At 69.4% G+C, this 26,719-nt stretch carries 24 protein-coding genes and 1 tRNA gene; 13 read left to right on the top strand and 12 right to left on the bottom strand.

Annotation, left to right across the window (positions count from 1 at the left end):
* Positions 1 to 142 precede the first annotated feature (142 nt).
* The 3 genes from JK363_RS05280 to JK363_RS05270 form a co-directional block, all read right to left on the bottom strand.
* Complete coding sequence (locus JK363_RS05280) at positions 143 to 364, bottom strand: hypothetical protein (RefSeq protein ID WP_201871922.1); 222 nt, start codon at positions 362 to 364, stop codon at positions 143 to 145.
* A 625-nt stretch (positions 365 to 989) separates the two neighbouring features.
* Complete coding sequence (locus JK363_RS05275; protein WP_201871921.1) at positions 990 to 1,736, bottom strand: FG-GAP repeat domain-containing protein; 747 nt, start codon at positions 1,734 to 1,736, stop codon at positions 990 to 992.
* 319 nt (positions 1,737 to 2,055) lie between these two features.
* Positions 2,056 to 2,751 carry a DUF4232 domain-containing protein gene (locus JK363_RS05270; protein WP_372444713.1) on the bottom strand — a complete coding sequence of 232 codons (696 nt, stop codon included), beginning with the start codon at positions 2,749 to 2,751 and terminating at the stop codon, positions 2,056 to 2,058.
* An 887-nt stretch (positions 2,752 to 3,638) separates the two neighbouring features.
* On the opposite strand from JK363_RS05270, the gene JK363_RS05265 reads away from it, so the two are divergent.
* Positions 3,639 to 4,142: a hypothetical protein gene (locus JK363_RS05265; protein ID WP_201871920.1), complete on the top strand. Its 504-nt coding sequence runs from the start codon at positions 3,639 to 3,641 to the stop codon at positions 4,140 to 4,142.
* Between the two features lie 257 nt (positions 4,143 to 4,399).
* Here JK363_RS05265 and JK363_RS05260 read toward each other — a convergent pair whose 3' ends face one another.
* Together JK363_RS05260 and JK363_RS05255 are read right to left on the bottom strand one after the other, a co-directional pair.
* Positions 4,400 to 4,690 (bottom strand): hypothetical protein, encoded by a 291-nt coding sequence (locus JK363_RS05260; RefSeq protein WP_201871918.1) that lies wholly within the window; start codon positions 4,688 to 4,690, stop codon positions 4,400 to 4,402.
* Positions 4,687 to 5,115 (bottom strand): ATP-binding protein, encoded by a 429-nt coding sequence (locus JK363_RS05255; protein WP_201871916.1) that lies wholly within the window; start codon positions 5,113 to 5,115, stop codon positions 4,687 to 4,689. The genes JK363_RS05260 and JK363_RS05255 overlap by 4 nt, the downstream gene beginning before the upstream one ends.
* Positions 5,116 to 5,446: 331 nt before the next feature.
* Here JK363_RS05255 and JK363_RS05250 point away from each other — a divergent pair, with 331 nt between their 5' ends.
* From JK363_RS05250 to JK363_RS05240, 3 genes are read left to right on the top strand one after another with little or no spacing between them, the layout of a single operon-like run.
* Positions 5,447 to 6,727: a helix-turn-helix domain-containing protein gene (locus tag JK363_RS05250; RefSeq protein WP_201871915.1), complete on the top strand. Its 1,281-nt coding sequence runs from the start codon at positions 5,447 to 5,449 to the stop codon at positions 6,725 to 6,727.
* The gene (locus JK363_RS05245; protein WP_201871914.1) at positions 6,724 to 7,257 is read left to right on the top strand and encodes a flavoprotein; all 534 of its coding nucleotides are present in this window, start codon (positions 6,724 to 6,726) and stop codon (positions 7,255 to 7,257) included. The genes JK363_RS05250 and JK363_RS05245 overlap by 4 nt, the downstream gene beginning before the upstream one ends.
* A complete protein-coding gene (locus tag JK363_RS05240) occupies positions 7,254 to 7,790 on the top strand; it encodes a GNAT family N-acetyltransferase (protein WP_201871913.1) in 537 nt (178 codons plus the stop codon). The genes JK363_RS05245 and JK363_RS05240 overlap by 4 nt, the downstream gene beginning before the upstream one ends.
* 52 nt (positions 7,791 to 7,842) lie before the next feature.
* Here the strand turns inward: JK363_RS05240 and JK363_RS05235 are convergent, their stop codons facing one another.
* The 3 genes from JK363_RS05235 to JK363_RS05225 form a co-directional block, all read right to left on the bottom strand.
* On the bottom strand, positions 7,843 to 8,106 hold the full coding sequence (locus JK363_RS05235; protein WP_201871911.1) for a hypothetical protein: 264 nt from the start codon (positions 8,104 to 8,106) through the stop codon (positions 7,843 to 7,845).
* The gene (locus JK363_RS05230; RefSeq protein WP_201871910.1) at positions 8,103 to 8,456 is read right to left on the bottom strand and encodes a DUF6247 family protein; all 354 of its coding nucleotides are present in this window, start codon (positions 8,454 to 8,456) and stop codon (positions 8,103 to 8,105) included. Before JK363_RS05230 ends, JK363_RS05235 begins: the two co-directional genes overlap by 4 nt.
* A gap of 234 nt (positions 8,457 to 8,690) precedes the next feature.
* Positions 8,691 to 8,764, bottom strand: a tRNA-Gly gene (locus JK363_RS05225).
* Positions 8,765 to 9,043: 279 nt separating this feature from the next.
* On the opposite strand from JK363_RS05225, the gene JK363_RS43700 reads away from it, so the two are divergent.
* From JK363_RS43700 to JK363_RS05215, 3 genes are all read left to right on the top strand, one after another.
* Complete coding sequence (locus tag JK363_RS43700; protein ID WP_268981012.1) at positions 9,044 to 9,172, top strand: hypothetical protein; 129 nt, start codon at positions 9,044 to 9,046, stop codon at positions 9,170 to 9,172.
* 124 nt (positions 9,173 to 9,296) lie between these two features.
* Positions 9,297 to 9,872 carry a dCTP deaminase gene (gene dcd, locus JK363_RS05220; protein ID WP_201871908.1) on the top strand — a complete coding sequence of 192 codons (576 nt, stop codon included), beginning with the start codon at positions 9,297 to 9,299 and terminating at the stop codon, positions 9,870 to 9,872.
* 17 nt (positions 9,873 to 9,889) lie between these two features.
* The gene (locus JK363_RS05215) at positions 9,890 to 10,393 is read left to right on the top strand and encodes a phosphoribosyltransferase (RefSeq protein ID WP_201871906.1); all 504 of its coding nucleotides are present in this window, start codon (positions 9,890 to 9,892) and stop codon (positions 10,391 to 10,393) included.
* A gap of 81 nt (positions 10,394 to 10,474) precedes the next feature.
* Here JK363_RS05215 and JK363_RS05210 read toward each other — a convergent pair whose 3' ends face one another.
* The 3 genes from JK363_RS05210 to JK363_RS05200 all read right to left on the bottom strand — a co-directional run bounded on the left by JK363_RS05210 (position 10,475) and on the right by JK363_RS05200 (position 14,794).
* A complete protein-coding gene (locus JK363_RS05210; RefSeq protein WP_201871904.1) occupies positions 10,475 to 11,425 on the bottom strand; it encodes a Yip1 family protein in 951 nt (316 codons plus the stop codon).
* 154 nt (positions 11,426 to 11,579) lie between these two features.
* A complete protein-coding gene (locus JK363_RS43695) occupies positions 11,580 to 13,094 on the bottom strand; it encodes an FG-GAP repeat protein (RefSeq protein WP_201871902.1) in 1,515 nt (504 codons plus the stop codon).
* A gap of 185 nt (positions 13,095 to 13,279) precedes the next feature.
* Complete coding sequence (locus JK363_RS05200) at positions 13,280 to 14,794, bottom strand: FG-GAP and VCBS repeat-containing protein (RefSeq protein ID WP_307821617.1); 1,515 nt, start codon at positions 14,792 to 14,794, stop codon at positions 13,280 to 13,282.
* A gap of 1,225 nt (positions 14,795 to 16,019) precedes the next feature.
* Between JK363_RS05200 and JK363_RS42130 the strand changes: the two genes are divergently transcribed.
* Complete coding sequence (locus tag JK363_RS42130) at positions 16,020 to 18,911, top strand: SpoIIE family protein phosphatase (protein WP_372444712.1); 2,892 nt, start codon at positions 16,020 to 16,022, stop codon at positions 18,909 to 18,911.
* Positions 18,912 to 19,001: 90 nt separating this feature from the next.
* Here the strand turns inward: JK363_RS42130 and JK363_RS05185 are convergent, their stop codons facing one another.
* A complete protein-coding gene (locus JK363_RS05185; RefSeq protein ID WP_201871900.1) occupies positions 19,002 to 21,266 on the bottom strand; it encodes a (Fe-S)-binding protein in 2,265 nt (754 codons plus the stop codon).
* 306 nt (positions 21,267 to 21,572) lie between these two features.
* Between JK363_RS05185 and dnaK the strand changes: the two genes are divergently transcribed.
* From dnaK to JK363_RS05160, 5 genes are all read left to right on the top strand, one after another.
* The gene (dnaK, locus tag JK363_RS05180) at positions 21,573 to 23,435 is read left to right on the top strand and encodes a molecular chaperone DnaK (protein ID WP_201871898.1); all 1,863 of its coding nucleotides are present in this window, start codon (positions 21,573 to 21,575) and stop codon (positions 23,433 to 23,435) included.
* A complete protein-coding gene (gene grpE / locus JK363_RS05175; RefSeq protein WP_201871896.1) occupies positions 23,432 to 24,088 on the top strand; it encodes a nucleotide exchange factor GrpE in 657 nt (218 codons plus the stop codon). Before dnaK ends, grpE begins: the two co-directional genes overlap by 4 nt.
* A gap of 45 nt (positions 24,089 to 24,133) precedes the next feature.
* The gene (dnaJ, locus tag JK363_RS05170; RefSeq protein ID WP_201871894.1) at positions 24,134 to 25,315 is read left to right on the top strand and encodes a molecular chaperone DnaJ; all 1,182 of its coding nucleotides are present in this window, start codon (positions 24,134 to 24,136) and stop codon (positions 25,313 to 25,315) included.
* A gap of 5 nt (positions 25,316 to 25,320) precedes the next feature.
* Positions 25,321 to 25,800, top strand: a complete 480-nt coding sequence (locus JK363_RS05165; protein ID WP_201871892.1) for a heat shock protein transcriptional repressor HspR — start codon at positions 25,321 to 25,323, stop codon at positions 25,798 to 25,800.
* Between the two features lie 227 nt (positions 25,801 to 26,027).
* Complete coding sequence (locus JK363_RS05160) at positions 26,028 to 26,585, top strand: hypothetical protein (protein WP_201871891.1); 558 nt, start codon at positions 26,028 to 26,030, stop codon at positions 26,583 to 26,585.
* Positions 26,586 to 26,719: the final 134 nt, after the last annotated feature.

Raw genomic sequence — 26,719 nt, 5'->3', positions numbered from 1 at the left:
GGTGTTCCTTTGCCCGCTGCCAGGTCGGGCTTGCCGGTGTGTAAAACATCGTGGGCCCCGGAACACAGTTCCGGGACCCATGGCCACCCTTGGAATTCGGATGGGCAGTAATGCAGACCAAGGAGAACCTGGTGCAGCTACGTCAGATACCGACGCCGCCGGAAAAACCAGCCTCGCCGGAGGCAGGGCCTGCCTGACCGCTCAGGCCACCCGAAACCGCGCCGCCCAGAGCGGGCGGGGTGGGCAGGGTGGGCAGCGTACCACCCGTCAGGTTTTCGGTCCCGAGGATTCCACCGGAGATGTTTTCCAGCTCGCTGTCGGCGATCTCGCGAGTGTCGTTCTTGGGCATGGCGTCCTTACGCATGACGGGCCTTCCCTTTCGCTTTTGTGGTGATGCTGGGCCGTGTCGAGCGACGTGCTGACAAGCTGATCCAGCCAGCGTGACGATCGTTCGACACCCGGAAGCGGATGCGCAACTTCCGAGTGGCGTGGATCAAACCACGTCTATGGCGACCCAGCCACCCCGACCCGTCGGAAATTTCCTCAGACGTTTCGGTATCGCGGCATGTCATCAAGCGGGATGTGCGACCGGATGGTGACAACTTCTTCACCTGCCTGCGGTAGCCGAGCTCAGTGGAAGGGCTGGCATGGGCACCCGAAGGACATATCAATCCTTGAATATGGCGTTTGCCCTCCACGAAGGCGCGATCCAGCGACGAGAGTGTGCCGTTTCTGTGCAGATGATGCGCGGGTTCACCGAGCCTGAGTGCTATGGCATTGTGTCGCCGGATTTCAGATTCATCTGATGTGTCGTGTTCGGAGGGACTCCCTCTCGGATTGCACCGCTCGAGGTGATTTCGCCACCGCAGTTCATGGCAACGGCCACGTCGCTCAGCACCGTGTCAGACCCCGCAGCGTGGGGGAGACCCTCATGCACCGGGCCGCCCGGCGCCGCCGGTGTCCGGCGGATCGGCGGCGCCGGGTTGAAGTCAGGAGCAGGGCTTGTAGAACTGCTTCCAACCGTCGCCGGGCATGGCCGGCGGCTCGCCCGTGGTCCCGAACTCCCCGTACTTCACCTGCAGCTCGTAGTCGAAGTCCCCCGGGCCGCCGCTCGGCGTCGACAGACGCACGTCCCGATCCAGCGCCCCATCCCCGGAGTTGTTGAGAATCGCGAGGTCCGGATACGCGTCGTCGCCGTAGTTGGCGATCCGAAGCTGCTGGACCTCGCCGTGGTCGCCGATGTCGGAGTGCCGGGAGTGGGCGGAGCTCAGGTTCGACCGCTTGAGCGGGCCGGGGCGGTATTCCGCGACGCGCGCCGTCGAGGGGTCGTCCCCATCGGCCGGCGTGACGAGGTTGACGACCATGTCCAGGGTGCCGTCGTTCCGGAAGTCGGCGACCGCGGCGGACGCGACTTCCCCCTTCTTCGCGCCGAGAAGTTCGCTGATGGCGTGCCTCTCGCCGAACGAACCGCCCGCGGCCCCCCACTGGATCGTCATCTTGGTTCCGGTGTGCCCCGGATTCGCGATCTTGTCCGGGCGGCCGTCACCGTCGAGATCGCCGACCAGCGTCGTGGCGCCGGCCAGGCACGGGGCCGTCGCCTCGGTGGCCTTGCCGGACCATCCTGCGCCGCCCAAGGGCGACGACTCGGCCGCACTGGCCTGGTAACCGGCGACAGTCAGGGTTAAGGCGACAGCCGCGATCGGCGCGGCGATCAGACGTGAGCGCTTGCGAAGCATCTACGAACTCCTCAGGTCGTTGCTGCGAGGCGAGATATGGGTAACGCCCCGCGAGTGCATGCCGAAATTGCTGTCATACGCAGCCGTGACGTACAAACGGGAAAGCGCCGCGCTCGCCCTCCCCGTTCAGCTGGGGCTCTCCTCGTGCCGCTGTGGGCGTCAGCGGTGGCTGACCGCCTGGAGCACCCTTCGGAGTGGTCCAGAGAACAGGCCCTGGCCTCTGACCCGGACCTTCGCTGTAGAGGGGGCCATCGCCTTCGCGCGGCGCAGAGCCCCTCTTACGGCAGCCGCCTTCGCGGGACGTCGGCGGCCCGGCGAGTTACTGGTCCGTTCCGCCGTCGAAGGGAACGGCATCCGCTGCGGAGGTGTGCCAGTTGGTGACGATGGGCTTGTCGACGGTGATGGTGTCGACTGGCAGGGAGACCGGGTTGGGGTCGTCAGCACCGACGCCGACGATGATGCTGTTCAGTTCCTTGCCACCGTTTTCCTTGGTGGTCTTCGGGTTCACCCCGGCGTAGGCGGTAGTTCCCTTGCCCAGCGTGATCGCCTGTCCCACGGCCTGCTCCGCGGGACCCGCCTCGGTGCCGTCCGACCCGAAGGCCACCGTGGGAAGCGCGGCGGGCAGGACACAGGTGATCCCCGGCTTGGCCTTCGCGATGACCAGGATGTATCCGCCGGCCTGCGACTCGGCCCTGGTGCTCCAGGAAATGTCGTTGGCCCCGCACTCCTGCCTGACCTGGGCCCTCTCGCCGTTGCCGACGTCGGCGCCGGAGCCGACGCCATCCTGGGTTCCCTTGCCCTTTGTGTCGGAGGACTTGGCGTTGCTGTGGCTGTTGCCTGCGGCCGATGAGCCAGAGGTGGTGTCCTTGTCGTCCGCGGCCGCGGCGGAGAAAGAGGAGTCACCGGACTGACCACTCGCGTCGTCCGAGGACTGGCAAGCGGTGGCGAGCATCGCGGCAGTCACCAGCAGACCGGCACCGGCGAACATACGGACTCGGGGACGGGCGATCAGCACGGGAAGACCTTCTTCGGCATCAGCGGAGTAGTACGCCCGGCGACGTTTCGCCCGGTGTGCTATTCACCCTGCCGGTGGCGCCTACCGTTCGATTAACGCGCCACTAACGAAGCGTTGGCGCGATCACAACCGGCCTGCCTGCATGGTCACGAAGGCTCCCGCGTAGGTCGACTCGGCCACGACGGTGGCACCGGCCTCGGCCTCGCCATCGCCCGAGGAATCGCCCACGCCCACCGGGGCACCCTCACGGCACATCCCAGCCCTCTCGGCGGCACACACGCATGCTGCTGCGGCTGCCTCGCCGTCTCGACAGCTCCCACGAGCCGGCCCGTCGGACGGCCCGGACGGCGGCCTCTGCCTGATTGTGGGTAGCGGGTCGGCGGCACATCGACGCTGACCTTGCCAGGGTGGCCCGTCGTTCAGGGCAGTGACGCAGCAGTGACGCAGCCGGTGCGGGTCCGGCTGTGCCACGGGCCGTCAGCTGAGTTGTTCGCCGAGGCTGGTCAGGGCGGTGTTCGACCGGGACGCGCCCACCGGCGCCGGCCTTCGGCGCTGGGAGAGGCCGGCGGCCCCGGGCAACAAAGAAGCCCCGGGTCGCTGACCTGGGGCCTTGTGCTGGGGCGGGTGACGGGAATCGAACCCGCGCTCTGAGCTTGGGAAGCACGAGTCGATCACGGCTGATAGCCCCGCTGCGCTGCGCAAACGGTGCCTGAACCGATCTTGAGCACCGGCCAGGGTTAGCTCGTATTGACCGTGGTTTACCGTTCGTCTGGCACACATCTGCCACGGCCGCCTCTGGCGGTGACCACCGGTGGATGTCAGGCGTCCCTCGATGCGAACGCAAGGCGCAGCGGAAGAGGGTATCTGGCCGCCGGTAGCTTGCCACCATGGTCACTCAGGTCATCACCCTAATTGGCGTCCTCATCGGTGCCCTCGCCTCCTTCCTGGCGACGGCCATGGCGGAGCGGGCCAAGTTCAGACGGGAGATAGCGACACGATGGGATGAGCGCAAGCTGGACGCATACGTTCAGTACACATCTTGCATCAAAGAGGTACTGAGGGCGGCCCGGACCGTATTCGCGGCTTGGGAAGCTGACCAGGACCCGGCCGATGGGCTCGCTGCCATGGAGTCGGCAGAGGCCAAGCGATCGGTCCATTTCGAGGGGTTAGTGTTGCTGGCCGATGAGGACGCGGCGGAAGTTGCCAAGCGTGTCAACGAGCGGACGTGGGCCGTTCTCCGCCTGGCGCGTGACCCCGGAGGTGGACACGGGGCGCCCGAAGAAGTAGGTCTTGCCGTTATTGAGGCGCTCAATGACTTCCACAAAGCAGCTAAGGCGGATCTGCTGATAGGACGCGGCTACAGAGCCACTTCGCCCCAGCGGCGTATGTAGCGGCTGGATGGATATGTCGGTGGAGCGGGTTTGGGCGGTGGCCTGCCCGGTCTGGGGCCGTACGCTCGTTGGCAACTCGGGCAGGCTTTGGACTGCCCGCAATTAGCACGAGTGGCCCCCTGGCCTTGACCGACGCGGGACCCGGACCGGGGAGGTGCCTAAAGCGTGGAGCCGAGCCCCAGCCACGATGGCGCTCTTCTCCTCGGCCAAGGCGCCGCGCTTGCGTGGCGCCTTGAACCCGTAGAGAAGGTTGTAACTCACCTCTTGCGTTTGGCGCGTTCGTGCTCGGCGATGGTGATGATGTGCTCGACACCGTCGATCTGGTGACGGAGCTTGTTGAGCACGTCGGTGCGGGCCGACTTGATGAGGTGGTCTGTGGTCGGCTGGGTGCCGGTGACGGTTCCGCTGGGGACCCAGAATGTCTTGTGGTTGCACTCGCGGACGATGTCCTGGCAGGTGCGGATCACCCAGTTCATCGCGATCGTGATCTCGGCGCGGTGCAGCTGGTCCAGGTCCCAACCTTCGTTGGTCTCGGGTCGGGATGTCATTGGTCCGCCTTCTGAGGCGCTACGAGCTGGGCGGTGACGGTGCGGCCGTGTTTGCTGCCGGTGATGTCCAAGCGGCAGGCCAGTGCCATGACGATGCTCAATCCGCGGCCGTGGGTGTCGTACGGATCAGCCTCGGTGAGGCGGGGCTCGGGTCGTCCGCCGTCGTCGCTGACGGAGATCGCGACCGTCTGAGGTGACAGCGACAGCGTGAGGTGGAAAGCGCCGAAGTCACCGCCGCTCGCGGTGTGGGTGACGGCGTTGCTTCCCAGTTCGCTGACGATCAACTCCGCATCATCCACGCAGGGGTGGCCGCTCAAGATGTCGCGGGCCCAGCGGCGGGCGCGAGACACTTCCTCCCGGGAGCCTGGGCACATCAAACCCCATGTCCGGGGGCTGTTTGGCTGAGGTGCAGCGGCGGTCTTCATGAGGCGAGTTCCCACGTGCCGTTGTCCCACCGCTGGAGCAGCGGTGCTCGGGCCGCACCTCGGACCGCGCCATTGAGGATGGCCACTGCTACTCCCAGGCACGGGCCCGCACGATGCCTTCCTCTGCTGATGAAACTGAGCTGCCGCATTTCCATGAGTGCCTCCGGGGTCGAGTGGGACCGTCACACCCAACGGCCAGGCACCACCCGGCGACCACCCCTGCCCGCCCCACGGCATGCCTTATGCACGATCCGCATATGGGCGAATCCAGGCTCCTCTACGCTCGGTTGGACAGGCAGTATCGGTGGCGGCAGAAAGGGCCGTGACAGCGATGGCCGATGGGCAGGACCAGGGGAGACCTCTCGGCGAGGTCATCCGCCGAGCACGCGTACTCCAACAGCGCTCCCAAGCCGACGTTGCCGCCTCGCTGGGCTATCACCAGTCCAAGCTGAGCCGATTAGAGAACGGACACGGCACCGAGGACACCCGCGTACTGCGTGCGGTGGCCGCGGAATTGGCCGTCCCGCTCCATCACCTCGGCCTCGCCCCACCCACGACTCCCCCTACCGCAGACCATGAGGCAGAGGACATGCGCCGCCGGACCTTCCTCGCTGGGAGCGCCGCCTCCCTGGCGGCGCCCTCCGCACCACCCGCTCAGCATCACCGAGAACTCGTACGTGCCCTGCTCCCCGGGTTGCCTTCTGCACCCTCGGACCACGTGCCGAGCCTGCCACAGCTGAGCGCTCGGGTGTCCACCGCACGACGCCTGTTCTGCACCTGCGACTACGCTGAGTTGGGGCGGATCCTGCCTCCGCTCATCGACGATCTGCGGCAGGCGGCGAGGGCGGCCGACTCCGCCCCGGCGGGCACCGTCACCGGACTGCTCGCCACCGCCTACCAGACCTTGACCGGCCTGCTGCTCAAGCTCGGCGACGGCGGAAGCGCCTGGATGGCGGTCGGACGGGCGATGGCGGAGGGGGAGCGTAGCGGCGACCCCGTGGTCCTCGCCTCCAGCGTCCGCGTACAAGCACATGCTCTCGCCCGGGGTAAGCACAGCTCCCATGCCATCGCCCTCGTACGCCACACCGCCGACCAGATGACCGGCGCCTACGATCGTCGGTCCCCGCGCTACCTGGCGGCCCTCGGACTGATGCTGCTGCGCGGGGTCACGGCTGCGAGCGGGGCGGGAGACCGGGCGGCCACGCAGGAGTTCCTCGGGGAGGCGAGCGAGGTCGCCCGCCATGTGGCACTCGACCGGCCCGACGCCTGGGCCAACTTCAGCCCCACCAATGTCCAGCTGCACGCCGTCAGCGCTGCTGTCGCCCTCGGCGACACCGGGGTCGCACTGGAGACGGCCCAGCCGCTGATGGGCCGGCGGATCCCCGTCCCTGAACGTCGCTCCGCTCTGTGGGTCGAAGCCGCCCGTGCGTACAGTCAGCAGGGCAGGCTCGCCGACGGCTACCGGGCGGTGCGGATCGCCGAGAGCTGCGCCGCCCAGGACATCCGGCGTCCGGCCGTACGCGAACTGGTCGCCGACATGGCTGCCCGCGACCGCCGTCGAGCCCTGCCCGAGCTTCACCACTTCAGCAGACAACTGGGAGTCCCTGCGTGAGCGAGTGGAAGAGGCCGTTTCTGTACGTCGTCGTGTGTGCCGCCGGAATCGCCGACGACGTCGGGAAGTTGATCACCCTGGCCCAGAAACAGGAGTGGGACGTCGGGGTGATCGCCACCCCGCAGGGGCTGGGGTTCATCGACGCACCGGCCGTCGAGGCGCAGACCGGCTATCCGATCCGTTCCGCTTGGCGTTCCCCCGGCGCTCCGCGGCCGCTTCCACCGCCGGATGCCATCGCGGTCGCCCCGGCCACCTTCAACACGATCAACAAGTGGGCCGCGGGGATCTCGGACACCCTGGCCCTGGGGATCCTCAACGAGGCGTACGGGCTCGGCGTCCCGACCGTTGTCCTTCCCTACCTGAACGCCGCCCAGGCGGCACATCCCGCCTATCAGCAGAGCCTGGAGCGATTGCGTGGGATGGGTGTGCTGATCGGCGAGTACGAGGCGCACCGCCCGAAGGCCGGCGGTGGCCGCGAGAACTTCCGCTGGGAGCAGGCTCTGGAACTGCTCGGGCTGGTGTCGCGATGAGCCGGAACACACAGGATTCCGACATCGAGCTCCGCTTCCACGGCCGTGAGGGCGCGGCCGATCTGCGGCAGCTCCTCATCGACGTTCCCGCCGACGCCTACGCGGACAGTGAGCTCGCCTTCGACAGCCGTAAGCGGTTCGCGTGGTTCGTGGACCACTGGTCCGGGCTGGATGGCTTCGTGTGCGTGGTCGGCTACGACGAGGGTGAGCCGGTCGGGTTCGCCTACGGTGCACCGCTGGTGGCCGGGCGGGAGTGGTGGCAGGGACATCTGGAGCCCGCACCGCGGGGTCGCACCTTCGGTCTCTCGGAGCTGCTCGTCCAGCCGAGGTGGCGTGAGGGCGGTTTCGCGCGGCGGCTCCACGACAGCCTCATCGACGGCCGGCCGGAGGAACTCGCGGTCCTGCTGGTCGACCGCGAGCATCCCAAGGTGCAAGGGCTGTACGAGTCCTGGGCGTACGAGAAGGTCGGCGAGCGTCAACCTTTCAACGACTCACCGACGTACGCGGTGATGGTGCGGACACTCCAGCCCTAAGGGCAAGCCGCGGTGCCACCGGCCGCATTCCGCGCACGCATGGGCTCGCCGGTCAGCCGAGCCAGGTGACGCGTGTGATCACCACGAGCTGGAGTCGTTCGAGCGCCAGGAACATGAAGAAGCCACGCCCGCCGAACATGTCCTGTGTTCTGAGCCCTCCGCCGTGCGGCTTTCCACGTCCGACGTCAGCCGCATCGCGCCCCAGGACGGCGAGTTGACCGGCCAGGCGCTCCACCTCGGCTACGACATCGTGTGGGAGGCCGCCCACCACATGGTCGGCGTCGGGGTCGTACTCCCATGCCCAGCGGTCGCTCACGTGGTGATCTCGGCGTGGGCCCGGTCGGTGATCTGTCGGATCTCGGCGAGTGCGGTGCGAACGGTGTCCCGGTCGGTGGCCCCTTCCGCCACAGCCTCCAGCTCGCGCAGGCGCGCGGCGCGAGAGGGGTAGCGCTGGATGGCCACGAACTCGCCCCACCACTGGAGGAAAGCGCGCAGCGGGGCGATGGTGCTCTGAGCGGCGGCCTGTTCGACGGCACGGTCGAGATGCTCAGCAAAGGACGGCAGCTGGGCCGGGGCGATGTCGGCGACCGCCGCACGGAGTGCGGCCGGGGTCAGGGCCGGCATCGGAATCACCGGCCCGTCCGGGGCGGTGGGCTGCTCGGTCATCGGAACGTCTCCTGGGCGGCGGTCTGCGCGCGGTTGTCATGGCCTGGCCGTTGGTGCGGACGCTGGGCCCGAGCCTACGCCCGTGTCCCGTCCGCCACACAACGCCTGGCACGTCCCGATCGTTCTGCGATAACGGATGATCGAAGCCGGTCCCGAGCGACACACCGCGATGGCGCATCCAGGTGCCCCCCCGGGAACAACAAAGCCCCGGGCCGCTGGCCTGGGGCTTCTGTCTGGAGCGGGTGACGGGAATCGAACCCGCGCTCTGAGCTTGGGAAGCTCATGTTCTACCATTAAACTACACCCGCGAGGGCGCCCGATTGGCTTGGCGCCGCATCGTCGCTCACTGTACCTCATGGCTGACCCCCGGCGCATTTGTCGTGGGGTCTTCTTGCTGTTCGGGGTGGGTCGGTCGGGGGGAAGCGGTTGTTGGGGTGCGGGAGTTGGGGCGTACCGTGGGGGTGCGGAGTGCCGCGTGGAGTGGTGTGCGGTTGATCCCCTAATGTGGCTTTTGTCGTCCACGTCGTCCACGTTCTTGGGGAAGGGACTCAATGGAGCGCACCGTCGTCCGTTGTGCTGAAGGGCACGTGTTCAGTACCGCCTCGTTCCCGATGCAGCACCTCACCGTCGACCGGATCGGCCCCGGGCGGCTGCTGCGGTGTCCGCGCTGTGCGCGGCTGCGGCATGCGGTGCCCGTGGGGCATCAGAAGCGGTGACCGATAGCGGTAACCGATGAGGTCAGGGGTGAGGGCCCGGTCCGGTGGGGCCGGGCCCGTTGCCGTGGGGCCCGTGCCGTAGGGCCGGTCCGTAGGGGTCACTCCGTTTGCGTATCCTCATGGGGTGCTTCTCTCAGACAAGGACATCCGGAGCGAGATCGACGCCGGGCGGGTCCGGATCGATCCGTATGACCCGACGATGGTGCAGCCCTCGAGTATTGACGTCAGGCTGGACCGGTTCTTCCGGGTGTTCGAGAACCACCGCTACCCCCATATCGACCCGGCGGTGGAGCAGTCCGATCTGACGCGGCTGGTGGAGCCCGAGGGCGACGACGCGTTCATCCTGCACCCCGGGGAGTTCGTGCTGGCGTCGACCTACGAGGTGGTCAGCCTTCCGGATGACATCGCCTCCCGGCTGGAGGGAAAATCGAGTCTGGGGCGGCTGGGGCTGCTGACGCACTCGACGGCCGGATTCATCGACCCGGGGTTCTCCGGGCATGTGACGCTCGAGCTGTCGAATGTCGCAACGTTGCCGATCAAGCTATGGCCGGGGATGAAGATCGGGCAGCTGTGTATGTTCCGGCTGACCTCTCCCGCCGAGCACCCCTACGGCTCGGCGCGCTACGGCTCCCGCTACCAGGGGCAGCGCGGACCGACGCCCTCGCGGTCGTTCCAGAACTTCCATCGGACGGAGGTGTGACCGGGGTGGGCGAAGGCGTGAGCGGGAGCGAGCAGCGGGAGAACCTGAGCTACGAGCGGTTCGGCGTCGCCGTCCGCGAGCTGGCGCAGACGATCGCGGACGACGGCTACGAGCCGGACATCGTGCTCTCGATAGCCCGCGGCGGGGTCTTTGTCGCGGGCGGGCTCGCGTACGCGCTGGACTGCAAGAACATCCACCTGGTCAACGTGGAGTTCTACACCGGTGTCGGGACCACCCTCGAGATGCCGGTCATGCTCGCCCCGGTCCCCAACGTGATCGACTTCTCCGACAAGAAGGTGCTGATCGCGGACGATGTCGCGGACACCGGCAAGACGCTGAAGCTGGTGCGCGACTTCTGCCTCGGCACGGTCGCCGAGGTGCGCAGCGCGGTGATCTACGAGAAGTCGCAGTCGCTGGTGAAGTGCGAGTACGTCTGGAAGCGCACCGACGAGTGGATCAACTTCCCGTGGAGTGTCGAGCCGCCCGTCGTACGGCGTGCGGGACAGGTGCTCGACGCCTGAGTGACGCCTGAGCGGACAGGCGCGAGGACGCTGTGTCGTGGGGCCCGCTGACGCGGGCCCCTCTCGTGTTGTCGCAGCCGGTTACAGCGTGCCCAGCTTCAACAGGCTCAGCAGCGCGATCAGCTGGATCGCCGACGCGCCCAGCGCCTTGGGCCACGGCAGGTCGTGCGACTTGCTCACCATCGAGGTGAAGAGCGCGCCCGCCGCCAGCCAGGTCGCCCAGCCCAGCACCTGCACCAGCGAGCTGTCACCGCCCAGGAAGAGCGCGAACAGCAGCCGCGGTGCGTCCGTGAGCGACATGATCAGCATCGACAGGCCGATCGTGGGCGCCCACGTCCCGTCGCCGCCCAGCTGCCGGGCGAGCGTATGCGTGACCGCCCCCAGCACCAGACCGCTGAGCACCATCGCGACGCCGGTGCACAGCACCCACGGGATGCTGTTGGACATCGGGGCGTTGAGGACGTCCTCGCGGGCCTGACCGAAGCCGAACACCGCCAGCATGCCGTAGACGAAGGTCACGACCAGGGCGGGGCCCCAGACCGTGTAGTCCCGCATCTGCCAGAAAGTGGCCGCCGGGCGCAGCACGATGCCGCTCAGCAGCTGCTTCCAGTGCAGACGGGGGCCTGCGGGCGGTGCGGTGGAGGAGCCGGCGCGGTAGGTGTTGGCGTATCCGTCGTCGTACGGGTCGTAGGCGTCGGGCGCCTCGCCGATGCTGAACGCCTGCGTATGGCCTGCGTTGTTGTCGGAGTACCCGCCGGGGCCGGAGCCGTGCCCGGGGCCGTACGGGTCCTGGCCCGGCCCCGGGCCGTAGCCTCTGGGGTCCTGGCCCGGTCCGTGTCCGGGGCCGTAGTACGGGTCCTGGTCGCCGCCGAAGTACTCCGGCTCTCCCTGTGAAGAGGGCTGCTGCCACTGCGGCGGCTGCTGGCCGTACGGGTCCTGCTGCCCGTACGGCTGCTGCTGCGGTCGCTGCTGCTGCCCTTGTCGCGCGGAGTGGGAGTCCCGTCCGCGTCCGATCCTGAATCCAGCCACCATTCGAACGTACCCGGTCGTAGGGATCGCAGTGCCGGAGCGGTGGGACAGGCGGGGCATTGCGGCCGACCTGTGACATCCCTTAGGGGGACCCGGAGGGGCTGTCCCCCCTGCGGACAGTGGAGTTCACCCCACTCGAGGGCTCGGGCGTCAGCCGTCAGTTGTCGTCCGCGTACGGGGCGCTGGTGAACGCCGTCACATCCTTCCGGCCGTCCGTGATCCACCAGCGCTCGGGGTGCTCGCCGTACCGCGAGAAGGTGAGTCCGCGGCCCCAGGCGAGGACCACCTCGTCCTTCCCGTCGTGGTCGAAGTCGGCGACCCGATAGAGCCGGGCCGCGCGCTCGCCCTTGCGGACCTTCTTGCCGTCCACCCGGGCCGGGACGGCACGGGTCAGGGTGCGGCGGTCGGCGACCCTGTCCGGGGAGCCGGGGCGGAGGGTCAGCAGCTCGACGCCGCCCGCGCCGAGCGAGACGGCCAGCTCGTCGGTGTGGTCGCCATCGGTGTCGGCCGCGGCCAGGACGCCGGACATCTTCGGCACCTTGATCGGGCGCGGGGTGTGGTCCCCGGCGTCCCCGGCCCGGCTCGACGCGTGCGGATAGACGCTGACCGTCTCGCCGACGTCCGGCCGCTCGGTCTCGTAGCCGGGCTCGTCGTTGCGGCTTCCGCTGTCGCCGACCGCGACGTCCCGCTTGCCGTCCCCGTCGAAGTCGCCGAAGGCCACGGAGTTGCCCTTGCGCAGCGTGCGGCCGGTGGGCCGGAGGCCGTCGGAGCCCGCGGCCATGAGCGTCGAGCCGGACTGCTCCTCGTCGTTGAGCGCGTGCACCACCAGGTCGGTGGGCCGGTCGCCGTCGATCGTGTCGGCGATGAGATCGCCGATCTCGCCGTGGTCGCCGTGCTCGTCCAGGGGGCTGGCGTACGGCACGCTCCTGGCGGCCTTGCCCGCCCTGTTGAACGGCCCGTACATCACCAGCAGCGAACGGCGGTCGGCGCGGATCAGCGCCAGGTCGTGGTGGCCGTCGCCGTCGAAGTCGCCCACCGTCGGGCGCTGGGTGTCCACGCTGTCCTCGGGGCCGGTCAGCTGCACGCGGGCGGCGGCCCGGGTCTTCCGCGGACCGCCCGCAGAGCCCCAGGAGATGTAGGGGACGGTACGGACGGTGGCGTGGGTGCGCTCGGCCTCGCGCTTGCTGAGCCGCTCGCCCGCCGTGGTGGTGACATCGGCGAAGCCGTCGTCGTCGAGGTCGGCCGTGGTCACCTCGCTCGCGCCCGCGACGGTGACGTCGGCGGCGGGCAGACCGAGGTCCTGGCGCCGGAGGACGGTGCGGGTGGCGGGGTTCAGCCCCTTGGCGGAGCCGTAGACGAAGCCGGTGCGGGTCGGCAGCCCCTCCTTGCGGGAGGGGACGGGGAGTTGGAGGTCCGGATAGCCGTCGCCGTTGAGGTCGTCCGGCAGCCGGCTGCCCTTGCCGTGGGGGGCGGGGGCGGACGCGGTGGGGGTGATGACGGCCCCGGAGGCGGCGTCGGAGCGGTCCGGTGAGTCCTTGCTGTCACCGCCGAGCCCGCACGCGGTCAGCAGCAGCGCGAGCGCCGCCGCGCAGGCGGCTCCGGCGGTGGTGCGGTACGGGGAGCCCGGGACGCGTCCGGGCGGTGGTGCGGTGGGGGGCGGCGCAGGCGTCATCGAGCCACCTCAACCCATCGGGGGCGGCCTGTGCTATGGCATGGGTCACTTCGTTACGAGGGTGATGCCGGGCGAGAGCCATCCGGGGGTGCCGGGTGGGCGCCCGTGTGGCAGGGCCGCACGGGTGTGCGGGGCGGGTGTGGGGGGTTACGGGCGGGTCCCGCCTCACGGGCGCGCCGTCGGTCTCAGTGGTTCAGGACCGACGCGAACTCCTTGTCCCGGTACGTGAAGGCGAACTTCGGGGCGCTGAAAGAGGTCGCGGCCTCGGTCGTGAGGCCCGAGGCGGAGCCGCGGAGGACCCAGGCCGCGCCGTCCGCCGTGGCGCCCGCGGTGAAGTCCTCGCCCTTGGCGCTCGCGGCCAGGTCGGTGCGGCCGTCGCCGTTGACGTCGGCGAGGCGGACGGCGGAGCCGAAGTGGTCCTGCTTCTCGCCGACGCCCGGGACGCCCGCCGTGTCCTGGTGGAGGGCCTGGGCGCCGGTGCCGGTCAGGCCCTTCGCGCTGCCCTTGAGGAGGACGACGGAACCGGTGGCGGCCTGGCCGCCGACCGCCTCGCCGGGGACGCCGACGGCCACGTCCGCGTAGCCGTCGCCGGTCGCGTCGCCGACGGAGACGGAGGTGCCGAAGTGGTCCACCCACTCGTTCACCCCGGGCACACCCGGGGTGTCCTGGTGGAAGAGCGCACGGCGGCGGCCGGTGCCGAGGCCGTCCTCGTTGCCGTAGTACACGGTGATCAGGCCGGCGGAGGCGGACGGGTCGTCCACGGAGTCCTCGCAGCAGGTGGTGCCCGAGCCGGTGACCAGGTCGGCGAAGCCGTCCTTGTCGAGGTCGCCGACCCCGGCCGTCTGCGGGACGGCCGAGACGCCGTCGGTGAGCTCGCGCTGATAGGCGATGCCGCCCGGACCGCCGGTGTAGACGGCCGCCCAGGCGCCGTTGGTCTCGTCCGCGTCCTGGACGCCGTAGACGACGATGCCGTTGCTGCCCGAGCCGGTGAAGTCACCGGTGGCCAGGCCCGCGGGCTCCTCCGCGAAGCCGTCGGTGACGAGCGAGGCGGCGGAGGGGTGGGTGCGGGTGAAGCCGTCGGCGTAGGTCCACATGCCGTCGCCGCCGAGCACGACGAGGTTCTCGCCCTCGTCGCCGTCGAGGTCGGCCATGGCGACGTCCGTGCCGAAGGGATGCCCGCCGGGCGACTCCTGGGTGGGTACGGCGGTGCCGCCGCCTGTGAGGCCGCGTGCGCCGCCCCAGACCACCGTGACGGAGCCGGTGCGGTCGCTGCCGTCGTCCGCCTTCTCGCCCGTCGCGGCGACCACGAGGTCGTCGTAGCCGTCGCCGTCCAGATCGCCACTGGTGACCTGGGCGCCGAAGGCGTCGTCGGCCTCGGCGGTGCCGGGGACGTTGCCCGCGCCCTGGGTGATCGTGGTGGAGCGGGAGGGGGAGACGCCGTTCGCCGAGCCGTAGACCACCACGACCTGGCCCGCGTTCGCCTTGCCGCCGACGGGGGCCTTGGGGGTCGCGGTGACGAGGTCCGCGTAGCCGTCGCCGTTGAAGTCGTCGCGCAGCGTGGCGCTGGTGGGCCGCTGCGGGGACGGGCTCGCCACGGGCCGCTTGTCGTCGGTGAGGGCGGCGTGGACCACCGGGACGCCGATGGTCCCGATCGCGACGGCTGTGACAGCGGTGGCGATGGCGACGTTCCGTATACGCACGGGAGCTCCCGGAGGTCGGCGGATGAGGGGCGATGAGGGGCCGAGGAGAGGACGGGGAGAGGACTGGCCGAGAGGGGAGGGCGGAAATTGGCAGATATATGACAGGCGCAAGAGGTGTGGGCGCCGGAGCCAGGCGCTTCGGCGCCCGGTGTGACTCACCGGGGGTACGGATGGTTGTGCCCGGGGGTGTGGGGGTGCCGTGCGGGTGGCGTGAAGGTGAACGCACCGGGACGCGGCCGAACATGGCCGGATTCCGGCGGACGCGGCCGGGGCGGGACCGGGCGGTGGGGTGGGCGGGCCTGGCTGCGCCGATCCGTGCGGCGGTGGTCATCGGCGGGCGGAGCGGGGCATCGCCGCCGCCGCTGACCTGCCGCTGCGCTTCCGCTGCCCCCGGCGAACGGCCTTTGCCCCAGGCGCCGATCGATCGTCGATCGGCTGCTGATCGACGATCGATCGCACCGGGATCGGGCCTGGATCGCGCCTGGATCTGACTCGTATCGGACCCGCATCGGATCCGCATCGGACCCCGTTCGCGCCTGGATCGAGACCTGGTGGAACCGTCAACTACCGTCCACGAACGTGGCACTTGCGCCTTTACCAGAGAATCACGGACTGTTCCGTCTGCTTGGCGGTAAAGATGACCTTTGGAGCACAAGGTCTGTCCAGGACATTTACCAATGGGTGGTTGGGGCATGATCCTGTAGAGATTCGCAACGTTGTTGTGAGAAGGGATACTTCACGGCCAGGATCGGTACATGTTCGAAGCGGGCAAGCGGGGGCAGCCATGTGCGTATCGCACGGAGTGCGGGTTAACGGTGAGGCGGCGAGACCGGTGAAGGAGGACGCGGGCGGGGTGTAAGTCGCGATGTCGGACGCGAGTGGCCGGTCGGCAGCGGCGGATGCCGCTCGCCCGCCGCGGGACGAGGGTGCTAGAAATAACGACATGGCCGGACTTTTCGGTCGATCACGGGTTCCGTTGGCCCGCACGATGACCGACTGGCGCCCACGAGGTCGGCGTGACGGGCCGCGCTCGGCGCGTGAGCGGCCCGAGCGCCGTAAGCAGCGGGATCAGCTGGACCGGCGGGATTCCCGGTCCTGGGATCCGCGGGGTCCGAGGGGTCCGCGGGATCCCGGTGAGTGGTGGGCGGAAGGCGGGCGCGGGACCGCTCCCGCGGGACCGCGCGGCCCCGGAGGGCCACGGCGCCGCCGCGGCCCGGTGCGCGCTGTGCGCACGGTCGCGGGCCAGGTGTTCGTCCTCCAGGTGGGGGTTGTGCTGCTGCTGGTCGTCGCCGCCGTGGTCGCGCTCGTCCTCCAGTCCCGCTACGACAGCGAGCGTGAGGCGCGCAACCGCTCGATGGCCGTCGCCGAGAGCTTCGCCAGCGCCCCGGGCATCGCCGCCGCGATGCGCGGCCCCGACCCGACCGCCGAGCTCCAGCCGCTCGCCGAGCGGGCCCGTAAGGGCTCCGGGGTCGACTTCATCGTCGCCATGTCGCCGGACGGCATCCGCTACACCCACCCCAATCCGAACCGGATCGGGAAGCACTTCATGGGCAGCATCGGGCCCGCGGTGGAGGGCCGGAGCCTCACCGAGACCTTCACCGGCACCCTCGGCCTCTCCGTACGGTCCGTGGTGCCCGTCTTCGACAACCGCGGGAAGGTCGTCGGCCTGGTCTCGGCCGGGATCACGATCAAGAAGGTCAGCGGTGCGGCCGATCATCAGCTGCCCCTGCTCTTCGGCGCCGCCGCGGCCGCGCTCGCCCTGGCCACGGCCGGTACGGCGCTGGTCAGCAGGCGGCTGCGGCGCCAGACCCATGGGCTGGACCCGGCCGAGATGACGCGGATGTACGAGCACCACGACGCGGTGCTGCACGCGGTGCGGGAAGGTGTGCTGATCGTCGGCGGCGACGGCCGTCTGGTGCTCGCCAACGACGAGGCGCGGCGGCTGTTCGACCTGCCGCCGGACGCCGAGGGACGTCCGGTCGCCGAGCTCGGCTTCGATCCGCACACGGCCGCGCTGCTGACCTCCGGCCGCCCGGCCACCGACGAGGTGCACACCGCCGGTGAGCGACTGCTGTCCGTCAGCCACCGCCCGACGGACCGCAACGGCGGCCCGCCCGGCAGCGTCGCGACCCTGCGGGACACCACCGAGCTGCGCGCCCTGTCCGGCAAGGTCGACCTCGCGCGCAAGCGGCTGAAGCTGCTGTACGACGCGGGCGTGTCCATCGGCACCACCCTGGATGTGGTGCGCACCGCACAGGAGCTCGCGGAGTACGCGGTCGCGCGGTTCGCCGACTATGTCTCGGTGGACCTGGCTGACTCGGTGCTGCGGGGCGAGGAGCCGCAGGAGAGCGACACCGGCACGAGCATGGGCACGAGCACCGGCACGGGCGTGGCTCTGGGGCTGCCCGTCCCGGGCGGCCGAACGATCCCCGGTGACGGAACGATCCGGGGTGCCGGAACGATCCTGAGCGCGGGCACGATCCCCGGCGCCCACGGCGCGGGCACCACCCAGGGCACCGGCGTGATCCAGGGTGTGGTCCTGCCCCATCAGCCCGCCCCGGCGGGCGCGGTGCAGGCCAACGCCGCCGGGCGGCCCACCGCGCTGCGCCGTGCGGCCCTCAGCGGCATCACTGACGACGTGCCGCTCTTCCCCGTCGGCATGCTGATCCAGTTCGGCCCGAGCGCTCCCCAGGCCAGGGGATTCCGCACCGGAGCGGTGACGGTCGAGGCGGTGCTGAGCGACTTCGGAGGGTGGCAGGAGCAGGATCCCGAGCACGCCCAGCGGATCGTCGACTACGGCATCCACTCGATGATCACGGTCCCGCTGCGGGCCCGGGGCGTGGTGCTCGGTGTGGCCAGCTTCATGCGCTCGGAGAAGCCCGAGCCGTTCGAGGAGGACGATGTCTCCCTCGCCGAGGAGCTGGTCACCCGCGCCGCCGTCAGCATCGACAACGCCCGCCGCTACACCCGCGAGCACACCATGGCGGTCACGCTCCAGCGCAGTCTGCTGCCCCGGGTGCTGCCCGAGCAGGACGCCCTGGACGTGGCGTACCGCTATCTGCCGGCGGAGTCGGGGGTGGGGGGTGACTGGTTCGATGTGATTCCGCTGCCGGGTGCGCGGGTGGCGCTGGTGGTGGGCGATGTGGTGGGGCATGGTCTGCATGCGGCGGCGACGATGGGCCGGCTGCGGACGGCGGTGCACAACTTCTCCACGCTGGATCTGCCGCCGGACGAGATCCTTTCCCATCTGGACGATCTGATCGCCCGGATCGACCAGGACGAGCGCGGTGGAGGCGCGGAGAGCGCCGATGCCGGGGCCGAAGTGATCACTGGTGCCACCTGTCTGTACGCGATCTACGACCCGGTGACCCGGCGCTGCACCATGGCGCGCGCGGGCCATCCGCCGCCCGCCGTGGTGAGCCCGGACGGTTCGGTGGAGTTCCCGGAACTGCCCGCGGGACCGCCGCTGGGCCTGGGCGGGCTGCCGTTCGAGACCACGGAGCTCGAGCTGCCGGAGGGCAGTCATCTGGTGCTCTACACGGACGGGTTGATCGAGAAGCGCGACCGGGACATCGACATCGGCCTGGAGCTGCTGAGCGATGCCCTCTCCCAGCCCGGCCGAACCCCGGAGGAGTCCTGTACGGCGGTGCTGGACGCGCTGCTTCCCGACCGCCCCAGCGATGACATCGCGCTGATCGTGGCGCGTACCCGGGTGCTGGAGCCGGGCCGGATCGCCGACTGCGAGGTGCCCTCCGACCCGGCGCATGTCGCCGAGGTACGGGCGTCGGTGGCCCGCAAGCTGGCCGAATGGGATCTGGGGGACGTCGCGTTCACCACCGAGCTGATCCTCAGCGAGCTGATCACCAACGCGATCCGCTACGCCACCGGGCCGATCCGGGTGCGGCTGCTGTGCGACCGCAGTCTGATCTGTGAGGTCTCGGACACCAGCAGCACCTCACCGCATCTGCGGTACGCGGCCACGACGGACGAGGGCGGCCGCGGGCTGTTCCTGGTCTCGCAGTTCGCGGACCGCTGGGGCACCCGGTACACCGCGGACGGCAAGGTCATCTGGGCCGAGCTGGCGCTGCCCCAGCAGAAGAACGGCAAACGGTACTGACGACCCCGTACGACCTCGGTACGACCACGGGGCCCGTCCGCGCATCGCGCGAACGGGCCCCGTATCCGTTGAACCCGGGTGCCGCGGGCCCTACTTCACCGGCTCGGGCTCCGGCTCCTCGGCCGACTCGCCGTCGCCCTCGGGGTCGGCGGGCGTCTTCACCGAGTCGAGCAGCAGCTGCGAGACATCCACGACCTGGAGCGCCTCGTTCGCCTTGCCCTCGTTCTTCTTGCCGTTGACCGAGTCCGTCAGCATCACCAGGCAGAACGGGCAGGCGGTGGAGACGATGTCGGGGTTGAGCGACAGCGCCTCGTCCACCCGCTCGTTGTTGATGCGCTTGCCGATCCGCTCCTCCATCCACATCCGGGCGCCGCCCGCGCCACAGCAGAAGCCGCGCTCCTTGTGGCGGTGCATCTCCTCGTTGCGGAGCCCCGGCACCTTGGCGATGATCTCGCGCGGCGGGGTGTAGACCTTGTTGTGACGGCCCAGGTAGCAGGGGTCGTGATAGGTGATCAGACCCTCGACCGGGGTGACCGGGATCAGCTTGCCCTCGTCGATGAGGTGCTGGAGCAGCTGGGTGTGGTGGATGACCTCGAAGTCGCCGCCCAGCTGCGGGTATTCATTGGCGATGGTGTTGAAGCAGTGCGGGCAGGTCGCGACGATCTTCTTCTTGGACTTCTCGACGACCACGCCTTCCTCAGCATCTTCGCCGAAGGCCATGTTCAGCATCTCGACGTTCTGCTGGCCGAGCTGCTGGAACAGGAACTCGTTGCCCAGGCGGCGGGCCGAGTCACCGGTGCACGCCTCGTCGCCGCCCATGATCGCGAACTTGACGCCCGCGATGTGCAGCAGCTCCGCGAAGGCCTTGGTGGTCTTCTTGGCGCGGTCCTCCAGGGCACCGGCGCAGCCGACCCAGTAGAGGTAGTCGACCTCGGTGAGGTCCTCGATGTCCTTGCCGACGACCGGCACCTCGAAGTCGACTTCCTTGGTCCATGCCAGCCGCTGCTTCTTGGCCAGACCCCAGGGGTTGCCCTTCTTCTCCAGGTTCTTGAGCATCGTGCCCGCCTCGCTGGGGAAGCTGGACTCGATCATCACCTGGTAGCGGCGCATGTCCACGATGTGGTCGACGTGCTCGATGTCCACCGGGCACTGCTCGACGCAGGCGCCGCAGGTGGTGCAGGACCACAGCACATCGGGGTCGATGACGCCGTTCTCCTCCAGCGTCCCGATCAGCGGGCGCTCGGCCTCCGCGAGGGCGGCCGCGGGTACGTCCTTCAGCTGCTCCTCGGTGGCCTTCTCCTCGCCCTCCATGGTCTTGCCGCCGCCCGCGAGCAGATACGGGGCCTTGGCGTGCGAGTGGTCGCGCAGCGCCATGATCAGCAGCTTGGGGGAGAGCGGCTTGCCGGTGTTCCAGGCCGGGCACTGCGACTGGCAGCGGCCGCACTCGGTGCAGGTGGAGAAGTCGAGGAGGCCCTTCCAGGAGAAGTGCTCGATCTGGGAGACGCCGAACTGGTCGTCCTCGCCCGGGTCCTCGAAGTCGATCGGCTTGCCCTCGCTGGTCATCGGCAGCAGCGCGCCGAGGGCGACCTCGCCCTTCGCGTTCCGCTTGAACCAGATGTTGGGGAAGGCGAGGAAGCGGTGCCAGGCGATGCTCATGTCGATGTTCAGCGAGACGGTGATCATCCAGATGAACGAGGTGGCGATCTTGACCATCGCGACGAAGTAGGTGAGGTTCTGGAGCGTGGTCAGGCTCAGCCCCTTGAAGGCCACGACCAGCGGGTACGAGAACAGATACCCCACCTCGTAGCTGTCCACGTGGTGCAGGGCGCCCTCGAGGCCGCGCAGCGTCACGATGCAGACGCCGACGATGAGGATGACGTACTCGACGAAGTACGCCTGCCAGGCGGTCGAACCCGCGAAGCGGGATTTGCGTCCCGCGCGGGACGGCAGGTTCAGCAGGCGGATGACGATGAGGGTGAGGATGCCCACGGTCGTCCCCAGCCCCATCACCTCGACCAGCAGCTCCCACGGCAGCCAGTCACCGATGATCGGCAGCAGCCAGTCGGCCTGGAAGAGCTGGCCGAAGGCGTTGGCGATGGTGAGGAGCAGGGTGAGGAAGCCGACCGCGACGAGCCAGTGGGCGACGCCGACGATGCCCCACTTGTTCATCCGGGTATGCCCGACGAACTCCCGGACCACCGTCACACTCCGCTGCCACGGATTGTCGGTCCTCAGGCCCGCTGGGATCGGCGCGCCGAGCATGAAGAAACGTACGAACTGCACGACGGCGCGACCGAGCAGGGCGACGCCGACCGCAATGAGGACCAGCGACACGATGATCGCGGCGAGTTGCATGGTGGGGCTCCTCGAACCAGCGAGAGCGATGATTACTAAGCAGTAACTTAATTCGTCTTGACCGACATTACCCGCCGGAGAGCGACCTCATGTAGTCGACCGGCCGGTGATCTGCGTCGCTCAGGGTCCCCTCCCCTGGGGTGCGTTGGGGCTTGTGCGGCGGGCGTTGTGCCTCCTTGGTCATAAGGGTCATATAAAAGTTGAGTCGGGCCGACTCAGCTCTGTTGACAGGGTGGAGCCGGTCATGCACGCTTGAGCCTGTTCCACTCAATGCTGTACTCGAAGCGGTAGCTGGAGGATTGCGAAATGGCTCGTGCGGTCGGCATCGACCTGGGTACGACGAACTCCGTCGTCAGTGTTCTCGAAGGCGGTGAGCCCACCGTCATCACCAACGCCGAGGGCGCCAGGACCACGCCGTCCGTCGTCGCGTTCGCGAAGAACGGCGAGGTGTTGGTCGGTGAGGTGGCCAAGCGCCAGGCGGTGACCAACGTGGACCGGACCGTTCGCTCGGTCAAGCGCCACATGGGCACCGGTTGGAAGATCAACCTTGACGGCAAGGACTTCAACCCCCAGCAGATGAGCGCCTTCATCCTGCAGAAGCTCAAGCGGGATGCGGAGTCGTACCTGGGCGAGAAGGTCACGGACGCGGTCATCACCGTCCCGGCGTACTTCAACGACGCCGAGCGCCAGGCGACCAAGGAAGCCGGTGAGATCGCGGGCCTCAACGTCCTGCGTATCGTCAACGAGCCTACCGCCGCCGCGCTCGCCTACGGCCTGGAGAAGGACGACCAGACCATCCTGGTCTTCGACCTCGGCGGCGGCACCTTCGACGTCTCGCTGCTGGAGATCGGTGACGGCGTGGTCGAGGTCAAGGCCACCAACGGTGACAACCACCTCGGTGGTGACGACTGGGACCAGCGCGTCGTCGACTACCTGGTCAAGCAGTTCAACAACGGCCACGGCGTGGACCTGTCCAAGGACAAGATGGCGCTCCAGCGCCTCCGCGAGGCCGCCGAGAAGGCGAAGATCGAGCTCTCCAGCTCGTCCGAGACCACGATCAACCTGCCCTACATCACGGCCTCGGCCGAGGGCCCGCTGCACCTGGACGAGAAGCTCACCCGCGCCCAGTTCCAGCAGCTCACCTCCGACCTGCTGGAGCGCTGCAAGACCCCGTTCCACAACGTGATCAAGGACGCGGGCATCTCGCTGTCCGAGATCGACCACGTGGTCCTGGTCGGCGGCTCCACCCGGATGCCCGCCGTCGCCGAGCTCGTCAAGGAGCTGACCGGCGGCAAGGAGGCCAACAAGGGTGTGAACCCGGACGAGGTCGTCGCCATCGGCGCGTCCCTCCAGGCCGGTGTGCTCAAGGGTGAGGTCAAGGACGTCCTGCTGCTGGACGTCACCCCGCTGTCCCTCGGTATCGAGACCAAGGGCGGCATCATGACCAAGCTGATCGAGCGCAACACCACGATCCCGACCAAGCGCTCGGAGATCTTCACCACGGCCGAGGACAACCAGCCGTCCGTGCAGATCCAGGTCTACCAGGGCGAGCGCGAGATCGCGGCGTACAACAAGAAGCTCGGGATGTTCGAGCTGACCGGTCTGCCGCCGGCCCCGCGCGGGGTGCCGCAGATCGAGGTCACCTTCGACATCGACGCCAACGGCATCATGCACGTCGGCGCGAAGGACCTGGGCACCGGCAAGGAGCAGAAGATGACCGTCACCGGTGGCTCCGCGCTGCCGAAGGACGACATCGACCGCATGATGCGCGAGGCCGAGCAGTACGCGGAGGAGGACCACAAGCGCCGCGAGGCCGCCGAGACCCGCAACCAGGCCGAGCAGCTCGTCTACCAGACGGACAAGTTCCTGAAGGACAACGAGGACAAGGTCCCCGGCGACGTCAAGACCGAGGTCGAGGAGGCGCTCACCGAGCTCAAGGCGAAGCTCGAGGGCGACGACACGGCCGAGATCCGCACCGCTACCGAGAAGGTCGCCGCGGTCAGCCAGAAGCTGGGCCAGGCCATGTACGCGCAGGGCGAGGGCGCGGCCGCCGGTGCCGCCGCCGGTGAGCCGGGCGCCGAGGGCCAGGCCAAGGCCGAGGACGACGTGGTGGACGCCGAGATCGTCGACGACGAGAAGGCCGACAAGGGTCAGGGTGGTGCCGCGTGACGGAGGAGACCCCGGGCTTCGAGGAGCAGCCCGACGTCCCCTCCGAAGCCGCGCAGACCCCTGACGACGCGGCGAAGGGCGCCGGGTCCGCCGACAAGGCGGGTCCGGCCCCCGCAGGGGACCTCGAGCAGGTGGCCCTTCAGGCGCAGCTGGATCAGGTCCGAACCGCGCTCAACGAGCGGACGGCCGACCTCCAGCGGCTCCAGGCCGAGTACCAGAACTACCGGCGCCGGGTCGAGCGGGACCGGGTTTCGGTCAAGGAGATCGCCGTGGCGAACCTCCTGACCGAGCTGCTGCCCGTGCTCGACGACATCGGCCGCGCCCGTGAGCACGGCGAGCTCGTCGGTGGCTTCAAGTCCGTCGGCGAATCGGTGGAGACGGTGGCGGCGAAGCTGGGCCTCCAGCAGTTCGGCAAGGAGGGCGAGCCCTTCGACCCGCTGGTGCACGAGGCCTTGATGCACTCGTACGCGCCCGATGTCACCGAGACGACGTGCGTGCAGATTCTTCAGCCGGGGTATCGAATCGGCGAGCGAACGATCCGACCGGCTCGGGTCGCGGTCGCCGAGCCCCAGCCGGGCGCCACCCCCGCCAAGGGTGGCGAGGGCGAGGGACCGGCCGCGGAAGAGGAGAGCGGTGGCCCGGACGAGGGCTGACGCGACGGTGACGACGGATACCGCAGGAGAGGAGGGACGTCGGGGATGAGCACCAAGGACTTCGTCGAGAAGGACTACTACAAGGTCCTCGGCGTCCCCAAGGACGCGACCGAGGCGGAGATCAAGAAGGCGTACCGGAAGCTCGCGCGCGAGTTCCATCCGGACGCCAACAAGGGTGATGCCAAGGCGGAGGAGCGCTTCAAGGAGATCTCCGAGGCCAATGACATCCTCGGTGATCCCAAGCGGCGCAAGGAGTACGACGAGGCCCGCTCGCTGTTCGGGAACGGCGGCTTCCGCCCCGGTCCCGGCGGTCCGGGCGGCACCGGCAGCTTCAACTTCGACCTGGGCGACCTCTTCGGCGGCGGCCAGGGCGGCGGTGGTGGCGGCGCGGGCGGCTTCGGCGGCGGTCTGGGGGACGTCTTCGGCGGCCTCTTCAACCGCGGCGGCGGCGCCCGCACCCAGCCGAGGCGCGGTCAGGACATCGAGTCCGAGGTGACGCTGAGCTTCACCGAGGCGGTGGAGGGGGCCACGGTCCCCTTGCGGATGTCCAGCCAGGCCCCGTGCAAGGAGTGTTCCGGCACCGGCGACAAGAACGGCACCCCCAGGGTCTGCCCGACCTGCGTCGGCACCGGACAGGTCAGCCGCGGCGGCGGGGGCGGCTTCTCGCTCACCGACCCGTGCGTGGAGTGCCGGGGCCGCGGGCTGATCGCGCAGAACCCGTGCGACACCTGCAAGGGCAGCGGACGAGCCCGTTCCGCCCGCACCATGCAGGTCCGGATCCCCGCGGGCGTCAGCGACGGCCAGCGGATCCGGCTGCGCGGCAAGGGCGCCCCGGGCGAGACCGGCGGTCCGGCCGGTGACCTCTACGTCATCGTCCATGTGGACGCGCATCCGGTCTTCGGCCGCAAGGGAGACAACCTGACCGTCACCGTGCCCGTCTCCCTCCCGGAGGCGGCGCTCGGCGGCGAGATCAAGGTGCCCACGCTGGGCGGCCCGCCGGTCACCCTGAAGCTGCCGGCCGGTACGCCGGGCGGCCGGACGATGCGTGCCCGCGGCAAGGGCGCGGTGCGCAAGGACGGCACCCGGGGCGATCTGCTGGTCACCGTCGAGGTCACGGTGCCGAAGGACCTCAGCGACTCGGCGCGCGAGGCGCTGGAGTCGTATCGCGAGGCGACCGCGGGCGAGGACCCGCGGGCGGAGCTGTTCAAGGCCGCGAAGGGAGCGTGACCCCAATGGAGGCGCACGGCCGAGGAGGAATCGGAGGCAGGGGCGCGGGCCGGCCCCGCAATCCCTACGAACTGACCGACGAGTCGCCGGTGTACGTCATCTCGGTCGCCGCTCAGCTCTCCGGTCTGCATCCGCAGACCCTGCGTCAGTACGACCGCCTCGGCCTGGTCTCCCCCGACCGCACCGCCGGCCGCGGCCGGCGGTACTCCGCGCGTGACATCGAGCTGCTCCGTCAGGTGCAGCAGCTGTCCCAGGACGAGGGCATCAACCTCGCCGGGATCAAGCGCATCATCGAACTGGAGAACCAGGTCGCGGCCCTCCAGGCCCGTGTGTCCGAACTCCAGTCCGCGGTCGAGGGTGCCGCGGCGGCCATGCAGCAGCGCGAGGCCCAGGTCCACGCCTCCTACCGCCGCGACCTGGTCCGCTACCAGGACGTCCAGCAGACCAGCGCGCTGGTCGTCTGGCGACCCAAGCGCTCGGAGTAGCACCTCTGTTCATGCGATCGAGTGGCCCGGTGACCGAGTTTCGGTCACCGGGCCTTGAACATGGCGGTGTGCGCGTCCGTGTGCACGTACGACTCGGCTGAGCAGCCGAGCGTGACCAGCCCCCCGGAACCGTTTCCGTGCGTGAGCAAAGCCTTGCAGGATGCCACCCGCGTCCTGGTCCATCGCCGCCCTCCGCTCTGGTGCCCCTATCGCTATACCGTGCCGCCATGTCCGCGTTCATACAGCAACTGCCCGCCCTAGTCGGCGTGATCATCGGTGCCCTCGGCTCCTATCTGGCGATCACCAAGGGCGATCAGGCCCGCTTCCGCCGCGAACAGCGAGCACGCTGGGAGGAACGCCGGCTGACGGTTTACGCCGACTACGCGACGGCGCTGAAGCGCAGCGTCACCCTGGCTTACCGGATCGCCTCCCATCTGGGGGTCGATCCGCATCCGCATCCGCTGTCCCCCGAGGAGGCGTCGACCGGCCTGGCCGCGGCAACCGACGCCCGGGATCCGGCGGGGGAGGCGCTGCTGATGCTGGGCACCCCCGAGGTGGTGGAGCGGGCGCGGGCCTGGGTGGTCGCGGTGGTCGAGATGGAGCAGTTCCTGCGGGAGCCGGACCATACCCGGGAAGCCTGGTCCGCGCTGCTCGCCCGCCAGCGCACCGCGCGCGAGGCCTACTACGCGGCCGTCCGCCGCGACTTGGCCCTCCCACCCGGCCACTCCGGCCACTGGACCCTCCACTGGCGCCCCTCAGCCGGGCAGCGGGACCAGCCTCGCTGAGAGCTGAACGAGCGGCCCGGTGACCGATCTTCGGCACCGGGCCTCCGTATGTCTGGTGGGGGGCGTTGCCCGCGCCGCTACGACGGAGGGGTGACTGGCTCGGTCCGAGGGGCCCGCGAAGGGATGCGTGATCG

Source organism: Streptomyces coffeae, assembly GCF_016741875.1.
In the GTDB taxonomy this organism is placed as follows: domain Bacteria; phylum Actinomycetota; class Actinomycetes; order Streptomycetales; family Streptomycetaceae; genus Streptomyces; species Streptomyces coffeae.
Note: the sequence above shows the minus strand (reverse complement) of the source record. Positions and strands in the feature narration are given on the sequence as shown.